The sequence below is a fragment of the Aeromicrobium sp. CF4.19 genome (assembly GCF_051262555.1).
GTDB lineage: Bacteria > Actinomycetota > Actinomycetes > Propionibacteriales > Nocardioidaceae > Aeromicrobium.
This window is the reverse complement of sequence record NZ_JBIMEU010000002.1, coordinates 391199-411792: the sequence shown is the minus strand read 5'-3', so window position 1 is coordinate 411792 and position 20594 is coordinate 391199. Positions and strand designations below refer to the sequence as shown.

The window sequence follows — 20594 nt, the reverse complement described above, 5'->3', positions numbered from 1 at the left end:
CCTACGGTGATCGGGTGACCTCACCCGCCGCCGTCCTGTGGGACCTCGACGGCACCCTCGTCGACACCGAGCCGCTCTGGATGGCCGAGGAGGTCGCGCTGGCGCGCGCCCACGGCGTGGAGTGGAGCGAGGCGGACGGGCTGGCGCTCGTCGGCAACGCGCTCAGCGAGTCCGGCCGCTACATCAGCGAGCGGCTCGGTGGCGCGATGACGCCGGAGGGCGTCGTGGACCACCTCGTCGCTGCCATGGCCGGCTCCCTGCGCGGAGCGATTCCCTGGCAGCCCGGCGGCCGTGAGGTGGTCGCGTCCGTGGCAGAGGCAGGCGTCCCGCAGGCGCTGGTGACGATGTCCTACGCCGAGATCGCCGCGCCGGTCGCGCAGGCGCTGCCGTTCGGCGCCGTCGTGACCGGGGACGCCGTGACCCACGGCAAGCCGCACCCCGAGCCCTACCTGCGGGCCGCCGACCTGCTCGGTGTGGAGGCGTCCGCGTGCCTGGCGATCGAGGACTCCGCCACCGGCGCTGCGTCCGCGGAGGCTGCCGGCTGCCTCGTGATCGTCGTGCCGCTCATGGTGGACGTGCCGACGTCGCCGCGCCGCATCGTGCGGGAGAGCCTGGTCGGCCTGCACGTCGAGGGCCTGCGGGAGATCTGGTCGGCCCACGCCTGAGGCGTCAGGACTCGCGAGGGGTCCCCGGCGGGACGATCTGCAGCAGCGGCAGCGCAGGGGTGACGCCGCCCCACTCCGGGCAGTGCTCGCGATGCGAGCACCAGCGGCACAGGGCGCTGGGCCTGGGCACGAACTCGCCGGAGGCGAACGCCTGCGCGATGGCGTCCCACAGCGCCTGGAGCTTGCGCTCGGTGGCCACCAGCTCGGCCTCCGTCGGCTCGTGGCTCAGGATCGTGCGATCACCGAGGTACATCAGCTGGAGCAGGGTGGGCACGACACCGCGAGTGCGCCAGATGACCAGGGCGTAGAAGCGCATCTGGAACAGCGCCTTCTCCTCGAACCGCTCCCCGGGGGACCTGCCGCTCTTGTAGTCCACCACGCGGATGCGACCGTCCGGGGCGACGTCGACACGATCGACGATGCCGCCCAGGCCGAGGCCGGACTCCAGGACGTGGTCGACGCGCAGCTCCCGATCGGCCGGCTCGAGCCAGCGTGGGTCCTCCATCGCGAAGTAGGACGCCAGCAGGTCCTCGGAGGAGGAGAGCCACGCTGCCTGCTCAGCCGCCTGGTCGGCGGTGAACAGGCCGGCGAGACGATCGTCGCCGGCCACCAGCTGCTCCCACTGCGGGGCGAGGAGCTCGCGCGCCCGCTCCAGCGTGCGGCCGGCCGCCTCGGTCTCGAAGAGCTCCTCCAGCACCGCGTGGACCAGGGTGCCGCGGGCTGCCGCCGGATCGGGGGCCTCGGGGAGCCGGTCGACGGTGCGGAACCGGTAGAGCAACGGACAGGTGAGGAAGTCCGAAGCCCGGCTGGGGGACAGGGACCGGCGCACGCTGACTGCATCGCCGGAGAGTGTCTCGATGGCTTCCACGATCCCCACGCTAACCAGCCCCACCGACAGCCTTCGCCGGGTCGGAGCCGCACGGTCACGGCGGATAGGTTGGGGGTGTGGACACCACCGACGCGACGCCGCGACCGCGCGGCACCGTCCGGTTCGGTCGCCTGGGCTCCACGGACCTGCTGGCCCGGCCGTCCCTGCTCCTCATGGGCGCGGTCATCGCGGTCCTGTTCGCGCCACGCTTCGCCGGCGACAGCACGGACCGGTACGTCGTCGCCGTGGTCTTCGTGCTCGCCCTCTACCTCTCGGTCCTGGCGCACGAGCTCGCCCACGTCGCCGTCGCCCGGGCCTTCGGCCTGCGGGTCCCGCGCGTGACCCTGCACCTGCTCGGTGGGGAGACGATCATCGCCGGCGGGCTGCGGACACCCACGCAGGAGGTCTTGACCAGCATCGTCGGGCCGGTCGCGTCCGGACTCGTCGGAGCGACGTCCCTCGCACTCGTCGATGCCACCAGCTCACCGGCCACGCAGCAGGTGCTGTGGTCGCTGGGCTGGATCAACCTGCTGGTCGGCGCCTTCAACCTGCTACCCGCCCTGCCGCTGGACGGCGGACGCGTGCTCGCGGCCGCAGTCTGGGCCAGGACCGGCCGCCAGGCCACGGGTGTGCGCGCGGCCTGCACCAGCGGCCGCGTCGTGGCCGGTGCCCTCGTCCTCGTCGTCGCCATCGTGCGACTCGGCGAGACCGGCGGCCTGCTCGACGTCGCCATCGCGCTGCTCGTCGGCGCCTTCCTGTGGGCGGGAGCCGGCCAGGCGCTGCGCACCGCCCGCCACCTCGACCACCACGACCCCACCGGGAGACCCTCATGACCGACCCCATCCGCAGCGGACCCTTCGTCGAGGGTGAGTGGGTGCGCCTCAACGACGCCAAGGGCCGCAAGCACAACATCCGCCTGGAGGCGGGGCGGGAGTTCTCCACCAAGAAGGGTCAGATCCGCCACGACGACATCCTCGGCGAGCCCGAGGGCATCGTCATCGAGTCCACCCTGGAGGGGAAGTACCAGGTCTTCCGCCCGCTGCTGCACGAGTACGTCGTCTCCATGCCGCGCGGCGCCGCGATCATCTACCCCAAGGACGCCTCGCAGATCATCACGATGGCCGACATCTTCCCCGGCGCTCGTGTGGTCGAGGCCGGGGTGGGGTCGGGCAGCCTGACCACCTACCTGCTGCGCGCCGTCGGTGAGAGCGGTCACCTCGGGTCCTACGAGCTGCGCGAGGAGTTCGCCGAGCAGGCCCGGGCCAACGTCGAGCAGGTGGCCGGTGACCACCCGGCGTGGACGCTCACCGTCGGCGACGTCCGTGAGGTCATGGCGGAGCCGGAGATCGACCGGCTGATCCTGGACATGGTCGACCCCTGGACGTGCGTCGACCTCGCAGCGCAGCGCCTGGTGCCCGGGGGCGTCGTGTGCGCGTACGTCGCCACGACGACGCAGCTCTCGCTGTTCGTCGAGACGTTGCGCGTCGACGGCGGGTTCACCGAGCCCGTCGCGTGGGAGACGATGCAGCGCCAGTGGCACCTGGAGGGCCTCGCGGTGCGGCCGGACCACCGGATGGTGGGTCACACCGCCTTCCTGGTCACGGCACGCCGGATGGCTCCCGGCCACCGTGCGCTGGAGAAGTCGCGACGTCCCGCGCCCGGCGCCTACGGCCCGGACTACACCGGCCCGCGTCCGGCCGGCACCGAGCCCCAGACCTGAGGGCACGCCGCTGGATCCGCCGACGGGCCGCCACCAGATCGTCATCGACGATGCGACGTGTGCAACGGCGGCGCCACCTTCTCGCGGGTAGGGTCGGTCAACAACGAGCAGGAGGTGGCGACTCATGACCGACCACGATGTTCCCCGTCACGGCGATGCGGACCACGAGCTGGCCTACCTGCGCGCCGAGGTCGAGCACCTGCGGCGCCGGATGGGGTCCGAGGGCACCGTCGATTCTCGGCTCTCCGACCTCGAGGCACGACTCTCCACCACGACCATGCAGAACGAGCGTCTGACCACGACGCTCCGCGAGGCGCGCGACCAGATCGTCACCCTCAAGGAGGAGGTCGACCGGCTGGCCCAGCCGCCCGTCGGCTTCGGCACGTTCCTGCAGCGCAACGAGGACGACTCCGTCGACGTCTTCACCGGCGGCCGGAAGCTGCGGGTGAACGTCAGCCCCGCGGTGGACAAGGACGAGCTCCGCAAGGGCCAGGAGGTCATCCTCAACGAGGCGATGAACGTCGTGCAGGCCCTGGAGTTCGAGACCGTCGGCCAGGTCGTCATGCTCAAGGAGATCCTCGCGGACGGCGAGCGTGCCCTCGTGCTCGGCAATGCCGACGAGGAGACCGTCGTCCGGCTGGCGCAGTCCCTCATCGGCCTGAAGCTGCGTGCCGGCGACTCGTTGCTGATGGACTCCAGGGCCGGCTACGTCTACGAGCGCGTGCCCAAGAGCGAGGTCGAGGAGCTGGTGCTGGAGGAGGTCCCCGACATCGACTACGAGTCGATCGGCGGCCTGCGGGGCCAGATCGAGTCCATCCGCGACGCGGTGGAGCTGCCGTACCTGCACCCCGAGATCTTCATCGAGCACGAGCTCAAGCCGCCCAAGGGCGTGCTGCTGTACGGCCCGCCCGGCTGCGGCAAGACGATGATCGCCAAGGCTGTCGCGTCCTCGCTGGCCAAGAAGGTCACCGAGCGCACCGGGGAAGAGGGCCGCAGCTACTTCCTGAACATCAAGGGCCCCGAGCTGCTGAACAAGTACGTCGGCGAGACCGAGCGGCACATCCGGTTGGTCTTCCAGCGTGCTCGGGAGAAGGCCAACGAGGGCACGCCGGTCATCGTGTTCTTCGACGAGATGGACTCGCTGTTCCGCACCCGCGGCTCCGGTGTCTCCTCCGACGTGGAGAACACCATCGTGCCGCAGCTGCTGAGCGAGATCGACGGTGTCGAGGGCCTGGAGAACGTCCTGGTGATCGGCGCCTCCAACCGTGAGGACATGATCGACCCGGCCATCCTGCGTCCAGGTCGCCTGGACGTGAAGATCAAGATCGAGCGACCGGACGCGGAGTCCGCGCGCGACATCTTCAGCAAGTACCTGACGCCGACCCTGCCGCTGCACGCCGACGACCTGGGGGAGTGGGGCGGCGATCCCGTCGCCACGACCCAGGGCATGGTCCAGCGCACGGTCGAGCGGATGTACGAGGAGTCCGAGGACAACCAGTTCCTCGAGGTCACCTACGCCAATGGCGACAAGGAGATCCTGTACTTCAAGGACTTCAACTCCGGCGCGATGATCCAGAACATCGTCGACCGCGCGAAGAAGATGGCGATCAAGGACCTGCTCGACACCGGCCAGCGCGGCCTGCGGGTCCAGCACATGCTCCAGGCCTGCGTCGATGAGTTCAAGGAGAACGAGGACCTGCCCAACACCACCAACCCCGACGACTGGGCGCGGATCTCGGGCAAGAAGGGTGAGCGCATCGTGTTCATCCGCACCCTCATCACCGGCAAGGGTGGCAACGAGCCCGGCCGCTCGATCGACACGGTCGCCAACACGGGGCAGTACCTCTGAGCACGCGCGTGCGCGCCGTGCTGCGGCGCGGCGCCTACGACGACGTCGACGTCGTGGACATGACGACCCAGGTGCAGGCCGAGTACGGCGTGCGGTACGGCGGTTCCGGCGACGTCGCGCCGATCGCCGTCGATGAGTTCGCGGCCCCGCACGGGTACTTCGTCGTGGCCGCGGTGGACGGTGAGTCCGTGGCGATGGGCGGCTGGCGCCGCGGGGGCCCGGACGGTGAGGGGGATGCCGAGATCAAGCGGATGTACGTCCGTCCGACGTGGCGGGGGCAGGGCCTCTCGCGCGTCGTGCTGGCCGACCTCGAGCGCAGCGCCGCCGATGCGGGCGTCGTGCGCCTCGTGCTGGAGACCGGCCGGGCCCAGCCGGAGGCGATCGCCCTGTACCGCTCGTGCGGGTACACCGACGTCGAGCCGTTCGGCTTCTACGCTTCATCTCCGCTCAGCGTGCACCTCGCCAAGACGATCCCCCGATGAGACGGGGCGTCGTGGCCGTCGCGGTGGGGGCCGGCGCCACGGCCCTCGCCTTGCGGGTGCGACGCACCCACGCGATGGTCGCCCGGGTGGCCCCAGATCTGCGCGAGCGCTCGCTCTACGTCCCGCTGTCCTTCCGCGGTCCGCTGCTGCGGCCGTTGCGTCGCGTCCTGGCCATCCCCACCCCGATCGTCGATGGCGTCGTGCACACCGAGCACGCGCCGCGGCCCGGCCGAGACGGCCACGTGCCCACCGCCCACGTCTACCGGCCTGACGGCTGGGACGGCGGGGCCGCCCTGCTCTGGATGCACGGGGGCGGCTACATCGCCGGAGCAGCGGCGCGAGACCACACGCCCTGCAGCGAGCTCGCCCGCGACCTCGGCATCCTGGTGGTGAGCGTCGAGTACCGTCTCGCGCCCGAGCACCCCTTCCCGGCAGCGCTGGACGACTGCCACGCCGTGGCGGAGTGGCTCGTGACCACCGCGGGGATGGGCGTCGACCCGGGTCGTGTGGCTGTCGCCGGAGCCAGCGCGGGTGGCGGTCTCGCCGCGGCGCTCGTGCACCGCCTGGTCGACGAGGGACCGCTCGAGCCCGCCCTGCAGCTGCTGATCTACCCCATGCTCGACGACCGAACGGTCCTCGGACCGACCAGCCGCGGCCCCCGGCTGGTCTGGACCCCCGGGTCCAACCGCTTCGCCTGGCAGTCCTACCTCGGTACCCGGCCCGGAGCCCGGGACCTTCCGGAGCATGCCGCGCCGGCGCGCCGGGAGGACCTGACCGGGCTGCCGCCGACGTGGATCGGTGTCGGGGACATCGACCTCTTCCACGACGAGGACGTCGAGCACGCACGACGCCTGCGGGAGGCCGGGGTGCCCGTGAAGCTCGACGTCGTGCCGGGCATGCATCACGCGGCCGACATCTCCCACGCGGACCGCGCCACCACCACTGCCGGGTTCCGCGCGCGTGTCCGTACGGCGCTGCGTGAGGGACTGGATCTCTAGCCGCGCCGTGGGTTGCTAGGCGCCCCTGGTGGTGCGGCGGGCACCGAGGTGACGCAGGCCGATGGTGTCCAGGCCCGAGGGGTCGTGCTGCTCCACCGCCGTCGCGTAGTGCCCGACGAGCTCTGAGCACACCGGACGCCAGCCGCGCAGGACCACCGATCGACGGGCCGCTCGGCCGAAGGCAGCCCGCTTGGACTCGTCTCCGGTGAGGTCCTTCACGTGGCGCACCATCGAGTCCAGGTCGCCCGGGGCGTAGAGCCAGCCCGTGCGGCTGTGGTCCACCAGGTCCAGTGGCCCGCCCGCGGCCGAGGCCACGACCGGGACGCCGCTGGCCAGCGCCTCCTGCACGACCTGGCAGAACGTCTCCGTCTCGCTGGTGTTCACCACCACGTCCAGGCTGGCCATCGCGCGGGCCAGCTCGTCACCGTGCAGCATCCCGGTGAAGTGGGCGTGGGGGAGGAGCTTCTGCAGGCGATCGCGCTCGGGGCCGTCCCCGATGATGACCAGCTTGACGCCCGGCACGTCGCGCAGCGCCAGCAGGTCGTGGGCCTGCTTCTCCGGTGCGAGTCGACCGACGAAGCCCACCAGCTGCTCCCCGGCGGGCGACACCGAGCGCCGCCACGCGTGGGAACGGTGCTCCGGCGCGAAGCGCTCGCTGTCCACCCCGCGGCGCCACATCCGGATCCGCCGTACGCCCTGGTCCTCGAGCTCGCGCTGGGTGGCGGTGGAGGGCACCAGGGTGAGGGTCGCGAGGCCGTGGATGTCGCGGACCCGGCGCCAGAGCAGCGCGGCGGTGGCCTTCAAGCCGTAGCGGCAGGCGTACCCGGGCACGTCGGTCTGGTAGACGGCGACGATCGGCAGGTCCAGTGAGCGAGCGGCGATCGCTCCGCGCCACCCCAGGGCGAAGGGCGAGGCCAGGTGGACCACGTCGGGTGCGAAGTCGCGCAGGACCGCCCGGATCGGCGCGACCCGTCCGGTGGCCACCCGCACGTCGGCGTAGCCGGGGAAGGACCACGCCGGGACGGTGACGACGCGCGACGAGCCGATGGTGGCCGGGACGGTGCCACGAGCATCCGGGGCGATGACGAGAACCTCGTCGCCACGGCTCTGGAGGTGCTCCACGACGCGCAGCACGGTGTGCACCACGCCGTTGGTCTGGGGGAGGAAGGACTCAGTGATGATGGCAACCTTCATGGCGCCAGCCTCGTGAGCCCGGGTGACGCGACACCGACGCCACGGTGTCGTGTCGGCCACCACCGGGCAACGATCCGGCGCTGCTCGCGGCGCACCGTAGGCTGCCAGCATGACGGTGCGACGCGTGCAGGGCAGCGAGGTCGAGTACGGCATCACCGTCCAGGGACAGCCCAGCGCCAACCCGATGGTGGCGGCCACGCACGTCGTCAACTCCTACGCGGCCGCCCACGGGCTCACGCGCCGGGCCCGCTGGGACTTCGAGGAGGAGAGCCCGCTGCGCGATGCGCGCGGCTTCGACCTCAGCCGGGACGTCGCCGACCCGACCCAGCTGACCGACGAGGACCTCGGTCTGGCCAACATCATCCTCACCAACGGTGCCCGCCTGTACGTCGACCACGCGCACCCCGAGTACGCCAGCCCCGAGGTGACCTCGCCGCTGGACGTCGTGCGGTGGGAGCGGGCCGGGGAGCTGGTGATGCGCCGCGGCGCGGAGCTGGCGGGGGAGCTGCCCGGCAACGCACCGATCGTCCTCTACAAGAACAACATCGACAACAAGGGCGCCTCCTACGGCTCGCACGAGAACTACCTGATGCGGCGCGACGTCCCCTTCGAGGCCGTGGTCCAGCACCTGACCCCGTTCTTCGCCTCGCGCCCGGTCATCTGCGGGGCGGGCCGCGTGGGGCAGCGCCAGGACGGCAGCGTCCACGCCTTCCAGATCAGCCAGCGGGCGGACTACGTCGAGGTCGGCGTGGGCCTGGAGACGACGCTCAAGCGACCGATCATCAACACGCGCGACGAGCCGCACGCCGATCCCAAGAAGTACCGCCGGCTGCACGTGATCATCGGGGACGCCAACTGCTCGGAGGTGGCGATCTACCTCAAGCACGGCACGACGTCGCTCGTGCTCGCGATGGTGGAGGCCGGTGCGCTGCCCCAGGACCTCGTCCTCGCCCAGCCCGTCAAGGCGATGCACGACATCTCCCACGACCCCACTCTGCGGGCCGTGGTCACGCTGGACGACGGACGGACGATCACCGCGCTGGAGATCCAGGAACGGTACCTGGAGCACGCGCGTTCCTTCGTGGCGCGTGAGGGGTCCGACGAGCAGACCGACGACGTCCTGGAGCGCTGGGAGAGCATCCTGACCCGGCTCGCGCGCGATCCCTTCGAGTGCGTCCGCGAGCTCGACTGGGTGGCCAAGCTCGCCCTGCTGGAGCAGTACCGCGAGCGCGACGGGCTCGACTGGGACCACGCCAAGCTGCACCTCGTGGACCTGCAGTACCACGACGTCCGGCTGGAGCGGGGCATCCACCATCGGCTCGAACGGGCCGGTCGGATGGAGCGGCTGCTCACCGACGACCAGATCGCCGCCGCGGTGAGCGAGCCACCCCGGGACACCCGTGCCTACTTCCGCGGGATGTGCCTGACCCGGTTCGCGACCGACATCGCGGCAGCCTCCTGGGACTCGGTCATCTTCGACCTGCCCGGCCACGACTCCCTCCAGCGCATCCCCACGATGGAACCGCTGCGGGGGACGGCCGACCACGTCGGCCAGCTGTTCGAGACCAGCGCCACAGCGACCGAGCTCTTCCGCGCCATCACCGCCCGCTGAGGAGAGCATCGTTCACATGAGTACCCCGCCGGAGGCTTCCAGGCGCTCTCCGGTCACCCAGCGGAGCTCGTCGGAGACGAGCGCGACGATGGCGTCGGCGATCTCCTCCGGGTGTCCGACTCGGCCGAGCGCGGTCTGCTGGGAGAGAACGTCGCGCATGGCCTCGTCGTCGCGCATGGCACCTCCGTTGAAGTCCGTGGCGGTCGGCCCGGGGGCGATCGAGTTCACCCGGACACCCCTGGGGCCGAGCTCCAGGGCAAGGCTGCGGGTGATGGCCTCCAGCGCCTTCTTCGACGCGGCGTAGACGGAGGTCGCGGGGCTCGAGTGCCGGCTCAGCGAGCTCGAGACGTTCACGACGCGGGCGCCGTCGGCGAGATGCGGCAGGAGCGCCTGGGTCAGGAGCAGCGGGCCGCGCACGTTGACGGCGAAGGTCGTGTCGAAGTCCTCCACGGTGAGCGCACCCAGCGGGGCGAACAGTCCCACGCCGGCGTTGTTCACGAGGATGTCGACGCTGTCCGCGTTCCACTCCCGGCGGATGGTGGCGAGGAGCGCCTCGCATCCGGTCCCGATCGATGCGGGCTCGGCGACGTCGAGCCGGAGGGGGAGGGCTTCACCACCGGCCGCCACGATCTCCTCGGCCACGTCCGTGGCTCCGTCTCGTGACGACACCACCACGCGAACGTTCTTGCGGCCCAGGGCGAGAGCCGTGGCTCGCCCGAGTCCGCGGTTCGCTCCAGTGATGAGGGCAATGCGGGTCATGTCGCCTCCAGGATAAGTAAATGAATACTTACTTGTAAGGTAGCTTCCGAGCCCGACCCAGTCAATTCGCACCGTGAGGAGGCCGTCATGGCCCGAGACGCTGACGCCACGAAAGAACGAATCCTCCAGGCGGCCACCGTGGAGTTCGCCGCCCACGGCTTCGCCGGCGGACGCGTGGAGCGCATCGCCACCCACGCGACGAGCAACGTGCGGATGATCTACGCCTACTACGGCGGCAAGAGCCGCCTGTTCGACGCGACCCTCGCACAGGCACTGCGCCGCATGGCAGAGAACGTCCCACCTCGACCAGAGGATCTCCCCGGCTGGGCAGGAGAGGTGTTCGACCATCACCAGCGCTACCCCGAGGTGCTTCGGTTGAGCATGTGGGCCCAGCTCGAACGACCGGAAGCCATGGCCGAGCCGCTCGACGTGTATCGCGACAAGACGCTCGCCGTCGCGACAGCCGGAGCCAGCCCACTCACGCCCGTCGACGTCCTCGTCTTCGTCTACGCCATCGCACAAGCCTGGGAGCTGTCACCGCGGGGATTGACGGGGCTAGAAGGCGACCCCCACCACCGTGACCGGCTGGTGGCACACCGGACAGCTGTCATCACCGCGGTCGAGCGGATGCTGCGGGTGTGAACCCGACCTGAGGCGGACGTGAAGCCTGACTCAGCTTGTCAGCAGGCGATAGATCAGCGTGGGCTTGCCCGTCGGGGTGACGTCGTGGCGCTCGAAGGTGAAGCCGAGCCTCTCCGCCAGGGCGATGGACGGTGCGTTGCGAGGAGCGATGTTGGCGATGAGCGAGTCGATGTCGACGGTGGACCCAGCCCACGCGATCCAGGCTCGCGATCCTTCACTGGCCAGGCCGATGCCTTGGGCCGAACGCTTCAGGATGTACCCAAGCTCCACCTCGTCCCAGTGCGGCCAGTAGTGCAGGCCGATCCTGCCGACGAACTCACTGCTGGTCCGCAGGATGACGGCCGACTGACCGTAGCCGCGTGTCGTCCACTCCTGCTCGAACCGTCCCACCTGCTCAGCGATCCTCTCGGCAGTGAGCGCGTCACCACCGACGTAGCGGGCGACCTCCGGATCGGCGTACAGCTCCGACATGTCTATCAAGTGGTCACGCGTCAGCGGTGGGAGCAGGAGCCGAGAGGTCGAGAGTCCGTCCATCTCGCGACGATATCGTCGCCGGCCGCCGGCAGCGGCATCCCTCAGGCGTCGACGACCAGGTCGTCCTGCGGGGTGGAGCAGCAGAGCAGGATCTTGCCCTGGTCGATCTCCCGAGGACGGATGCCGCCGGCGTGCTGCATGTCGACTCTGCCCGACAGCAGTCCGCTCTTGCAGGTGCCGCACACGCCCTCGGCGCAGGACGACGGCAACGTCAGACCGGCACGTGCGGCTGCGGAGAGCACCGTGGTGGTCTCGTCACAGTCGACGACCACGCCGCTGCGACGGAACTCGACCTGGTGCTGGACCCCGGTGCCCACGGTCACGGCGTCTGAGGCCGAGCCTCCTAGCTCGAAGGACTCCTCGTGGCAGCGTGAGGCATCGACCCCGAGCAGGGCGAGCATCTCGCGGACCGACGCCATGTACGCCGGCGGGCCACACGTGAAGATCTCCCGGTCGAGCAGGTCGGGCACGTGGGTCAGCAGGGAGGACAGGCTCAGCCGGCCACGGGGCCCGTCCCAGACCTCCTGCGACGCATCGGTCTCGCACAGCACCGTGACCTCCACGCCCTGACGGGCACCCAGGTCGTCCAGCTCGTGCCGGAAGATGATGTCGGCCGGCGTGCGGGCGCTGTGCACGAACGCGATGTCGGCCGGATCGTCGGTGGCGCACGCCGTCCGCAGCATCGACATCGAGGGCGTGATGCCGCTGCCGGCGGACAGGAAGAGGTACCGATCCGTGGGGTGGAGCGCCGAGCTGAAGCACCCGAACGGCCCGGTGGCCGTCACCGTGTCGCCCACGCGAAGATGGTCGTGCAGCCAGCTCGACACCACTCCGCCCGGGGAGCGCTTGACGGTGATGGTCACCCGATCGGTTCGCGCCGATGCCGACGCAATGGTGTAGCACCGCTCGAGCGGCACACCGTCGACGTCGAGGCCGACGGTGAGGTACTGCCCGGGCAGGAACCGCAAGGATGCTCCGCCGGGGAGCCCGAAGGTGAAGCTCTTCACGTCGTGCGTGACGTCGACGATCTCCGTGCACTGCAGGAGGCCGTCGACCTCGTTGATCCAGCGTGGCGGCAGGGCAGGGGCCCGGGCCGGGGTGAGGGTCTCAGGTGCGAGGAGGTCGGTCATGACGTCACGTGCTCCTTCAGTCGTTCCAGGTACCAGGCGACGAAGGCGTCCACCTGGTACTCGTTGGGTGCGTAGGGTCCGGGCTCGTAGGCCGGGCTGCCTACGCCCGCCTGCGCCCGGGCGACGAGCTCCGCGTCCTGCTCGTTCGTCGCCCGCCAGACCTCGGTGAGCGACTCGACGTCGTAGTCGACGCCCTCCACGGCGTCCTCGTGGACCAGCCAGGTCGTCCTCACCAGCGTCCGGTCCGCGGCCAGCGGCAGCACGGAGAAGGTCACCGCGTGGTCACCGAGGAAGTGGAACCACGCGTTCGGCTGGTGGTGCAGGCTGAGCCGCCCGAGCCTGGGCGTGTCCAGATCGCCGAGGAGCTTGCGAGAGGCCGCTCGGCCGTCGCGGGTGTAGGACTCCCCGGCGCCGTCCAGGGCTTCGCGGGCGATCCGCACCGCCGTCGGCCGTCCGTGCAGCTCCTCGACGAGCGCGTGGGGGAGGCCCCGCTCGTCACAGGTCCGCCTGAGCTCCGCCTCGGCCCGGACGTACCGGGCGTGGGCCGGCATCAACCGCGGCGGGATCTCCTCGACCGCGTAGCCGTAGGTGGGGAAGAACGTCGAGGTCAGCTCGGGGTGCCCCGCCTCGCAGTGGTAGCACTCCCGGTTGTTCTCCATCACCAGCTTCCAGTTGGCGTGCTCGACCAGGTCCTCCTGGGCGGCGACCTTGGTCCGCTCCAACGCGTGGGGAACGAGGTAGGGCGTGATCCACCCTGCGACCTCCTCGAAGTCGTTCGGGGGCTCGTCCGCGAGGCAGATGTAGACCAGCCCCGCCACGGAGCGCACTGCCACCTTCTTCAGGCCGAGGCAGCTCTTGTCGAAGCCGGCGGGCTGCTGGCCGGCGTGCAGCAGGGAACCGTCCGTGGCGTAGGTCCACTGGTGGTAGCCGCACACCAGGTTGCCGACCGATCCGCGCGCCTCGGCGAGGACCCGCGAGCCGCGGTGCCGGCAGACGTTGTGCAACGCCTGCACCGTGCCGTCGTCGTCACGGAGCACGATCACCGAGTACCGGCCCAGCTCGATCGTCACGTAGTCACCCGGCTCGCGGACCTCCGCCTCCGTCGCCACGAAGATCCAGTGCCGCGCGAAGATGGCGGCGAGGTCGAGCTCGTGGACCTGCGGATCGACGTAGTACGCCGCGTCGAGCGCGTAGCCGGCCGTTCGGCCGGGTTCGGCGAGAACAGTCATCGGTAACCTCCCCATTCAGAGTGCTCAGTCACGGTGCACGGTTCAGAGCGGGTGACAGAGTCGGAGTGCGTCGTAGATCGCTGCGTGGATGTTGCGGCTCGCCACCGCGTCCCCGACGCGGAACAGCTGGTAGCCGCCCTCGGGGTTGGTCCGGACGGCCTGGGGGCTGCCGGCGAGCAGGGCGGCGTGGTCGACCTCGCCGAGGTTGACCGAGCCGTCGACGAGCGCGAGGTACAGCTCGTCGTTCGCCGAGGTCCCGTGCTCGACGACCACCCGGTCCACGACACGCTCGACGGTCCGGTCGGCGTACTCGTGGCGCAGCTCGGCGACGAGCCGTCCGTCGCGCCGCGACACCCCGACCAGCCGGCTGGCCAGGGTCACTGTGACGTCGTGCTCGGCGAAGGCGCGCAGGTAGGCAGGGGAGTTCATGCTGCCGACGGCGGGGCCCACGATGCGCTCGGGCGTGACGTACTCGACCCGGCTGCCTGCGCCGGCGAGCAGCTCGGTCGCGTCCAGCGCGGCCTCGGCGCCGTTGTCGTCGTAGACCAGCACCTCGCCTCCGGGCCGCAGCGACCCGTCCATGACGTCCCAGGTGTCGCCGACCAGCTCCTGTCCCACCGGCAGGAACGCCCGATTGGGCGTGCCACCGGTGGCGATGACCACGAGGTCCGGCGCCTCGGCGGTCACGTCGGCCGCCTCAGCGAAGGTGCCGAAGCGGAACGTGACGCCGGCGTGCTCGGCCTCGGCGACACGCCAGTCGACGATGCCGATGAGGTCGCGGCGCCGCGTCGAGGACGCCGCGAGGCGGATCTGCCCGCCGGGCCGGTCGGCCGCCTCGAGCACCGTCACCTGGTGACCGCGCTCGCCGAGCACCCTGGCCGCCTCCAGCCCGGCCGGGCCGGCACCCACGACGACGGCGCGCCGAACCCCCTGGCCCGGGGCGATGACCTGCGGCAGGTGCAGCTCCCGTCCGGTGGCGGGGTTGTGGATGCACTTGGCGTCACCGGACTCATAGATCGCGTCCAGGCAGTAGTTCGCACCCACGCAGGGGCGGATCCGATCCTCCTGGCCGGCGGCGAGCTTCGCCACCAGGTACGGCTCGGTCAGCTGCGCGCGGGTCATGCCGACCAGGTCGAGCAGCCCGTCAGAGACGGCGTGCCGCGCCGTCGCCACGTCGGCGATCCGCGAGGCGTGCATCACCGGGATGTCCACCGCCCGACGGATCTGGCCGGCGAACTCCAGGAACGGCGCCGAGGGGGTGCCCATCGAGGGGATCACCTTGGCCAGGCTCGCGTCGCTCTCGATCGTGCCCTTGATGACGCTGAGGAAGTCGATGCCGTCCTGGGCGTACCGGTCCAGCGCCGTCAGGGCCTCCTCGGTGTGCAGGCCGTCGACGCGGTCCTCGTCCATCGACATGCGGATCCCCACGATGAACTCCGGACCGACGGCCTTGCGCACGGCGCTGATCACGCGCCGCGGAAACTCCATCCGGTGCTCGAGGTCGCCGCCGAAGGCGTCGTCCCGGTGGTTCGTGGCGGGGGAGAGGAACGCATCGAGCAGGTGGCCGTAGGCCTGCAGCTCGATGCCGTCCAACCCCGCCTCGCAGCAGCGGGCCGCTGCGTCGGCGTACTGCCCGATGATGCGCTCGAGGTCCCAGACCTCGGCGACCTTGGGGAAGGACCGGTGGGCGGGCTCGCGCAGCGCGGAGGGGTAGACCAGCGGCAGCCAGTCACCGGAGAAGCTGCTGGTCCGTCGGCCGAGGTGGGTCACCTGCGTCATCACCGCTGCCCCGTGCTCGTGGACCTCGTCGGCGAGCCGGCGCAACCAGGGCACGATCTCGTCCCGGTGGAGCTCGAGGTTGCCGAACGCCGGCGGGCTGTCGGGGGAGACGACCGCCGAGCCGCCGATCATCGTCAGCCCGACCCCGCCGCGGGCCTTCTCCACGTGGTAGCGCCGGTACCGGTCCTTGGGCATGCCGTCCTCGGCGTAGGCCGGCTCGTGGGACGTGCTGACCACCCGGTTGCGCAGCGTGAGGTGTCGCAGCCGGTAGGGCTGGAGCAGCGGGTCGGCGACGTGCATCTTCTGAGTGTGCGACCGAAGAACCCTGAAGAGAAGTGAACATTTCTGCACGAAACTGTGTCATGGTCTTGCATGATCGACCACAGGATCCAGGTGCTCCGCGTCGTCGCCGCCCGAGGTACCGTCACCGGCGCCGCGCAGGCTCTGAACTACACACCGTCCACGGTCTCCCACCAGCTGCGCGCACTGGCCCGCGACCTGGGTGTCACGCTCCTCGAGCCGGCCGGGCGCGGCATCCGCCTGACCGGCGCCGCCCACGTCCTGCTGCGACGGGCCGATGAGCTCTCCGCGCGCTGGGAGGAGGTCCGCGCCGAGCTGGCCGTGGTGGCGGAGCGGACCAGCGAGTCGCTGCGGCTGTGCGGCTTCTCCACCGCAGCGGCGGCCCTGCTGCCCCATGCTGCCTCGGTCGTGCGCGCCACGTTCCCGTACTGCACCGTGCAGATCATCGAGGCGGACCCCGAGGAGTGCTTCGACCTGTTGCTGACCGAGCGGGCCGACCTCGCCGTCGCGGTCTCCACCGCGTCGCTGCCGCCCCGTGCGGATCCCCGGTTCGACCAGCGACCGCTCCTGGACGACCCGCTCGACCTGCTGGTGCACGAGGATCACGAGCTGGCCGGTCGCTCGTCCGTCCTGCTCAGCGAGGCCGCCGAGGCGGACTGGATCCTGGACCGCCCGGGCCGTCCCCACCATGGCCTCGTCGTCGCCGCGTGCAGCCAGGCCGGCTTCACACCGGCTGCGGCGCACGAAGCCGCGGAGTGGCAGACCGGCGCCGCGCTCGTCGGCGCCGGTCTCGGAGTCGCATTGGTCCCGCGCCTGGCCCGACTGCCGGAGGGCTACCGCATCGTGCGGGTGCCTCTGCGTGGCGAGCCTGCTCCGTCACGGCACGTGCTCACCGGCGTGCGCCGCGGAAGCCTGGGCCAACCGGCGATCGCCACCGCCCTCGCCGCACTCGACGAGGTCGCCGGGGGAGTCGTGACCGCCTGATCGACCGGCTGACCTCGGTGGAGGGCCGTGTGCACGCTCGAGGGATAGGCTGGTCACATGGCCGAGCAGCAGCACAAGAGCACCCGGAAGTCCACCGAGGACGAGGAGCAGGTCGACACCACCGAGGTCGACGCCGCAGTGGACTCAGAGCGCAAGGAGAAGCTCGACGACGACGTCGACTCGATCCTCGGCGACATCGACGACGTCCTGGAGGAGAACGCCGAGGAGTTCGTCCGCAGCTTCGTGCAGAAGGGCGGTCAATGATGGGTTCGGCGATGCTGCCCGAGGACTTCCGATCCGTGGGTGGCACCTCCTTCGCCGACTTCCTGGCCACGCAGGCACCCGAGATGCTGCCCGGTGCCCGCCAGGCCACCGCCGGTGAGCTCGCGGGGGTCACGCACGGGACCACGATCGTGGCCGCGACGTTCGACAAGGGCGTCGTGATGGCCGGTGACCGCCGCGCGACGATGGGCAACGTCATCGCCCAGCGCGACATCCAGAAGGTCTTCCCGACCGACGAGTACTCCTGCGTCGGCATCGCCGGGACCGCCGGCATCGCCATCGAGATGACGCGGCTGTTCCAGGTCGAGCTCGAGCACTACGAGAAGATCGAGGGCGCCACGCTCTCCACCGACGGCAAGGCCAACCGGCTCGCGACCCTGATCCGGGGCAACCTCGGGATGGCCATGCAGGGTCTGGCCGTCGTCCCGCTCTTCGCCGCCTACGACCTCGCCGCGGGCTGCGGCCGCATCGTCGCATTCGACGTCACCGGCAACAAGAACGAGGAGCGCACCTTCCACTCCGTCGGCTCGGGCTCCACCTTCGCCCGCGGGTCGCTGAAGAAGCTCTACTCCGAGGGCATGGACGAGCGCTCAGCCGTCACGGCCGTCATCCAGGCGCTGTACGACGCTGCGGACGACGACACCGCCACCGGCGGACCGGACCTGACCCGACGCATCTTCCCGCTGGTCTCGGTCATCACCGCCGACGGCTACCGCACGTGGGACGAGGACGCCACCGCCGGCATCGCCGATGAGGTCATCACCGGACGCATGTCCCGCCCCGACGGCCCAGCCGCCCCCCTCACGTGAGGAGCCTGTCATGACCGCACCGTTCTACGTCTCGCCCGAGCAGCTCATGAAGGACCGGGCGGACTTCGCCCGCAAGGGCATCGCCCGGGGCCGCAGCGTGGCCGTCCTGCAGTTCGCCGACGGCATCCTGTTCGTCGGGGAGAACCCCTCACGGGCACTGCACAAGATCAGCGAGATCTACGACCGCATCGGCTTCGCTGCCGTTGGCCGCTACAACGAGTTCGAGAACCTGCGGATCGCCGGGGTCCGCCTCGCCGACCTGCGCGGCTACTCCTACGACCGCCGCGACGTCAGCGGCCGCGGGCTGGCCAACGCCTACGCCCAGACCCTCGGCACGATCTTCTCCTCCGGCGGCGAGAAGCCCTGGGAGGTCGAGATCTTCGTGGCCGAGCTCGGCCACGAGCCCTCGGGCGACCAGATCTACCGCCTCATGTACGACGGGTCCGTGGCCGACATCCGCGGGCACGCCGTCATGGGGGGCCAGAGCGAGCAGGTGGACGCCTACCTCACCGAGCACCATAGGGACGGTCTTGCCCTCGCCGAGGCGCTCGCCCTGGCCGTCCAGGCCCTCGGGCAGGACCAGAGCCCGGCACGCAGCATCGACGCACCCGACCTGGAGGTCGCCGTGCTCGATCGCACCCGCAGCCAGCCCCGCAAGTTCAAGCGGCTCGGCGACGACGCCGTCGCCGAAGCCCTCTCGCACGACTGACTGAGTCGTTCAAGGCGCGTCTCCCCTCAAGGCAACGTCGGCCGCCCGTCGACCTTGTAGCCCTTCCGCTCAGAATGACGCAGGTCCGATGGTCGGTCGTATCGGCGATGGCATCCGAAACGCGGCGATCTGGTCCATCCCCTGACGTTGCCTCCCGCGGGCCGGATGCCGGTTACGTGCGCTCTCTGGTCGCTTCGCAGCTAGGCCTCGCTGGTGCTCTCGGGTGGTTCGACGTCCTCGGTGTCCGGGATATACCGCATCGAGCGGTCCGGGGTTCGCACGGCGTAGACGATCTGTCCGTCCTTCGGGTCGGACTTGCTGAGGATCTCGGGGTCGACGAACTCGCCGAGGACCGTTCCGAATTCGAGGAGCTGGTCGCCGACCCGGGTGCGCAGGGGCAGCGCGACTCGGAAGGTCACGTCCGGCAGCGTCGTGGTCTCGGGGAGGACGACATGGAACTCGTCGCCTTCGTTCGCTGTGACAGCGACGTCATCACCGTTGACGATCTTCGCGACGAACGCCCACTCGCGGTAATGGCCGGCGATGGCCTCAAGGTCGGGTACCCGGATGGTCGAGCGGGTGTGCTGTTGCAGGGTGTCGAGCGGGCGCAGACGGTGTGCAAGCCCGAGCATTCGTCGGGTTAGTTCGTCGTTGCCCGTGGGGATGGTCTCGTTGACGCCCAGGTGAGCAGGCACGTGCCGGGGGAAGAGCCGATAGGTGTTCGGGTGGCAGAACGCGGCCAAGAACTCGACGGCAGGTAGCGCCCGCGCGACTGGGAGTCCCTCGATGTCCTTGAGGGTCAGCGTCAGGCCCATGGTCTGATCCTTGAGGTTGAGCATGGCGACGATCTCGAAGACTCCGTCGACCTCGCTGAGTACGGTCCGCAGACCGGCGGTGCCGCTGCTCTGGTCGGTGCGGTCGACGTCGGCGCGGGCCAGGACATCAGCTTCAGGGCCGAGCACCTCGAACGTGAGTTCGGTGTCGGCTCCGAGGTCCGGGTTGGCGGTGGGAGTCGTGCGGATGGTGGCTTCCTCGAGTTCGCCACCGAGCCCACCGGGGGCGTCGATCTCGCCGGTGTAGGTGCCTGCCGGGCTGGTGAACGGCGTGCCGAACTCGAAGAACTCTTGGACGGCCATAGCGAAGTCGGGGTCTCCGGAAACGTCCAGTGCTCCCTTGATGGTGATCGGTCGCTCATCGATCGAGGCGGCGCACCGAGCCATGACGTCGACGGCCTGCCAGGTCTGCTTCGACTCGTCGATGCGGAACCAGGTCATGACCAGCCCTGGCCGGTCTGTCGGCTGGGGCGGCTCGCCGTGCCCGAACCGGACTTCGAACATGTAGTGGGGATCACGGTCGAGGGTGCCGAGGGCCTTCTCGATGCGCGCGGTGACTTCGGCGACAGTCAACTCACTGTCGGCCGTTGCTGATCCCAACGACATCAGGGCCATCGCTTCGCGGTATGCCTCCTCGATGGCCGACTTGCCACCGTGCAGGTAGTAGTCGATGACGTCGCCGTACTTTGCCGCGAGCTGGTCGACAACAGCCAGGCCGTCCCAGATGACCTTCACCCCGCAGTCCGCGGCCTGGTCCTCGAGCCACGTGACGTCCTCGGGGGTGGAGTCGAGCGGCATCACAAGGTGCCACTCCGTCACGTTCAGGCGCTCCCAGCGCGGGTCGCGCTTGTCGGGGTCGAGGAGCTTCTTCAGCGACGCCGCAATCTTCGCCTTGTCGGCGGAAGTCAACTTGTCGCGCTCGGCGAATCGCTTGACCTGCCAGACGACATCGCCCCCGTCGGAAGCGCCTCCGCGTTCCAAGATGTCGACGCCACCGTCACCCTGGGACGGGGCAATCCGCACCGACCGGGGGTTTTCCCGGTTCAGCATCATTGCCACGACCGCTTCGATGTCATCACCGTCGTAGCGCACCCACGGAACACGGTCGACCACGTCTGTTCCTCTCGTTGCTGGTTGTGCCGGCACCATTAGTATCGGCAACAGTTGACCACGCGGGCCGGCGCGCCAGTCGAAGCGCCAGAAATTCGCCGGTTCC

20 protein-coding genes are annotated in these 20594 nt (G+C 70.2%); 12 read left to right on the top strand and 8 right to left on the bottom strand.

Translation table 11 applies throughout. The features are described 5' to 3' along the window. Positions 1–14: 14 nt before the first annotated feature. A complete protein-coding gene (locus ACHAAC_RS06585; protein ID WP_435715259.1) occupies positions 15–665 on the top strand; it encodes an HAD family hydrolase in 651 nt (216 codons plus the stop codon). Between the two features lie 4 nt (positions 666–669). Here ACHAAC_RS06585 and ACHAAC_RS06580 read toward each other — a convergent pair whose 3' ends face one another. Next, a complete protein-coding gene (locus tag ACHAAC_RS06580; RefSeq protein WP_435715258.1) occupies positions 670–1533 on the bottom strand; it encodes a RecB family exonuclease in 864 nt (287 codons plus the stop codon). 77 nt (positions 1534–1610) lie between these two features. On the opposite strand from ACHAAC_RS06580, the gene ACHAAC_RS06575 reads away from it, so the two are divergent. The 5 genes from ACHAAC_RS06575 (at position 1611) to ACHAAC_RS06555 (ending at position 6582) form a co-directional block, all read left to right on the top strand. After that, positions 1611–2366, top strand: a complete 756-nt coding sequence (locus tag ACHAAC_RS06575; protein ID WP_435715257.1) for a M50 family metallopeptidase — start codon at positions 1611–1613, stop codon at positions 2364–2366. Next, positions 2363–3253: a tRNA (adenine-N1)-methyltransferase gene (locus ACHAAC_RS06570; protein ID WP_435715256.1), complete on the top strand. Its 891-nt coding sequence runs from the start codon at positions 2363–2365 to the stop codon at positions 3251–3253. The genes ACHAAC_RS06575 and ACHAAC_RS06570 overlap by 4 nt, the downstream gene beginning before the upstream one ends. A gap of 124 nt (positions 3254–3377) precedes the next feature. Further along, entirely contained in the window at positions 3378–5102 is a 1725-nt protein-coding gene (gene arc, locus ACHAAC_RS06565; protein ID WP_435715255.1) for a proteasome ATPase, read from the top strand. Between the two features lie 8 nt (positions 5103–5110). Further along, positions 5111–5584, top strand: a complete 474-nt coding sequence (locus ACHAAC_RS06560; protein ID WP_435715254.1) for a GNAT family N-acetyltransferase — start codon at positions 5111–5113, stop codon at positions 5582–5584. Next, complete coding sequence (locus ACHAAC_RS06555; RefSeq protein WP_435715253.1) at positions 5581–6582, top strand: alpha/beta hydrolase fold domain-containing protein; 1002 nt, start codon at positions 5581–5583, stop codon at positions 6580–6582. Before ACHAAC_RS06560 ends, ACHAAC_RS06555 begins: the two co-directional genes overlap by 4 nt. A gap of 15 nt (positions 6583–6597) precedes the next feature. On the opposite strand, the gene ACHAAC_RS06550 is transcribed toward ACHAAC_RS06555, so the two are convergent. Then, positions 6598–7776, bottom strand: coding sequence for a glycosyltransferase family 4 protein (locus ACHAAC_RS06550; protein WP_435715252.1), 1179 nt, complete (start codon positions 7774–7776; stop codon positions 6598–6600). Between the two features lie 109 nt (positions 7777–7885). On the opposite strand from ACHAAC_RS06550, the gene dop reads away from it, so the two are divergent. Beyond that, a complete protein-coding gene (dop, locus tag ACHAAC_RS06545) occupies positions 7886–9388 on the top strand; it encodes a depupylase/deamidase Dop (protein ID WP_435715251.1) in 1503 nt (500 codons plus the stop codon). Between the two features lie 12 nt (positions 9389–9400). Here dop and ACHAAC_RS06540 read toward each other — a convergent pair whose 3' ends face one another. Next, complete coding sequence (locus ACHAAC_RS06540) at positions 9401–10147, bottom strand: SDR family NAD(P)-dependent oxidoreductase (protein WP_435715250.1); 747 nt, start codon at positions 10145–10147, stop codon at positions 9401–9403. A gap of 87 nt (positions 10148–10234) precedes the next feature. Here ACHAAC_RS06540 and ACHAAC_RS06535 point away from each other — a divergent pair, with 87 nt between their 5' ends. Then, positions 10235–10789, top strand: coding sequence for a TetR family transcriptional regulator (locus tag ACHAAC_RS06535; RefSeq protein WP_435715249.1), 555 nt, complete (start codon positions 10235–10237; stop codon positions 10787–10789). 30 nt (positions 10790–10819) lie between these two features. Here the strand turns inward: ACHAAC_RS06535 and ACHAAC_RS06530 are convergent, their stop codons facing one another. Genes ACHAAC_RS06530 through ACHAAC_RS06515 form a run of 4 tightly spaced genes read right to left on the bottom strand, consistent with a single transcriptional unit; the run spans position 10820 to position 15761 of the window. Then, positions 10820–11323, bottom strand: a complete 504-nt coding sequence (locus ACHAAC_RS06530) for a GNAT family N-acetyltransferase (protein ID WP_435715248.1) — start codon at positions 11321–11323, stop codon at positions 10820–10822. A 41-nt stretch (positions 11324–11364) separates the two neighbouring features. Then, positions 11365–12453 (bottom strand): FAD-binding oxidoreductase, encoded by a 1089-nt coding sequence (locus tag ACHAAC_RS06525; RefSeq protein WP_435715247.1) that lies wholly within the window; start codon positions 12451–12453, stop codon positions 11365–11367. Next, on the bottom strand, positions 12450–13682 hold the full coding sequence (locus ACHAAC_RS06520; RefSeq protein ID WP_435715246.1) for an aromatic ring-hydroxylating oxygenase subunit alpha: 1233 nt from the start codon (positions 13680–13682) through the stop codon (positions 12450–12452). Before ACHAAC_RS06520 ends, ACHAAC_RS06525 begins: the two co-directional genes overlap by 4 nt. A gap of 42 nt (positions 13683–13724) precedes the next feature. After that, positions 13725–15761: an FAD-dependent oxidoreductase gene (locus tag ACHAAC_RS06515; RefSeq protein WP_435715245.1), complete on the bottom strand. Its 2037-nt coding sequence runs from the start codon at positions 15759–15761 to the stop codon at positions 13725–13727. Between the two features lie 72 nt (positions 15762–15833). On the opposite strand from ACHAAC_RS06515, the gene ACHAAC_RS06510 reads away from it, so the two are divergent. The 4 genes from ACHAAC_RS06510 to prcA are packed head-to-tail and all read left to right on the top strand — an operon-like array spanning position 15834 to position 18545. Continuing rightward, positions 15834–16745 (top strand): LysR family transcriptional regulator, encoded by a 912-nt coding sequence (locus tag ACHAAC_RS06510; RefSeq protein WP_435715244.1) that lies wholly within the window; start codon positions 15834–15836, stop codon positions 16743–16745. A 57-nt stretch (positions 16746–16802) separates the two neighbouring features. Then, positions 16803–17009, top strand: a complete 207-nt coding sequence (locus tag ACHAAC_RS06505) for a ubiquitin-like protein Pup (protein WP_435715243.1) — start codon at positions 16803–16805, stop codon at positions 17007–17009. Continuing rightward, positions 17009–17836 (top strand): proteasome subunit beta, encoded by an 828-nt coding sequence (gene prcB, locus ACHAAC_RS06500; protein ID WP_435715519.1) that lies wholly within the window; start codon positions 17009–17011, stop codon positions 17834–17836. Before ACHAAC_RS06505 ends, prcB begins: the two co-directional genes overlap by 1 nt. A 10-nt stretch (positions 17837–17846) precedes the next feature. Further along, on the top strand, positions 17847–18545 hold the full coding sequence (gene prcA, locus ACHAAC_RS06495) for a proteasome subunit alpha (RefSeq protein ID WP_435715242.1): 699 nt from the start codon (positions 17847–17849) through the stop codon (positions 18543–18545). A 200-nt stretch (positions 18546–18745) separates the two neighbouring features. Here prcA and ACHAAC_RS06490 read toward each other — a convergent pair whose 3' ends face one another. Continuing rightward, complete coding sequence (locus tag ACHAAC_RS06490) at positions 18746–20491, bottom strand: hypothetical protein (RefSeq protein ID WP_435715241.1); 1746 nt, start codon at positions 20489–20491, stop codon at positions 18746–18748. Between the last annotated feature and the right edge of the window lie 103 nt (positions 20492–20594).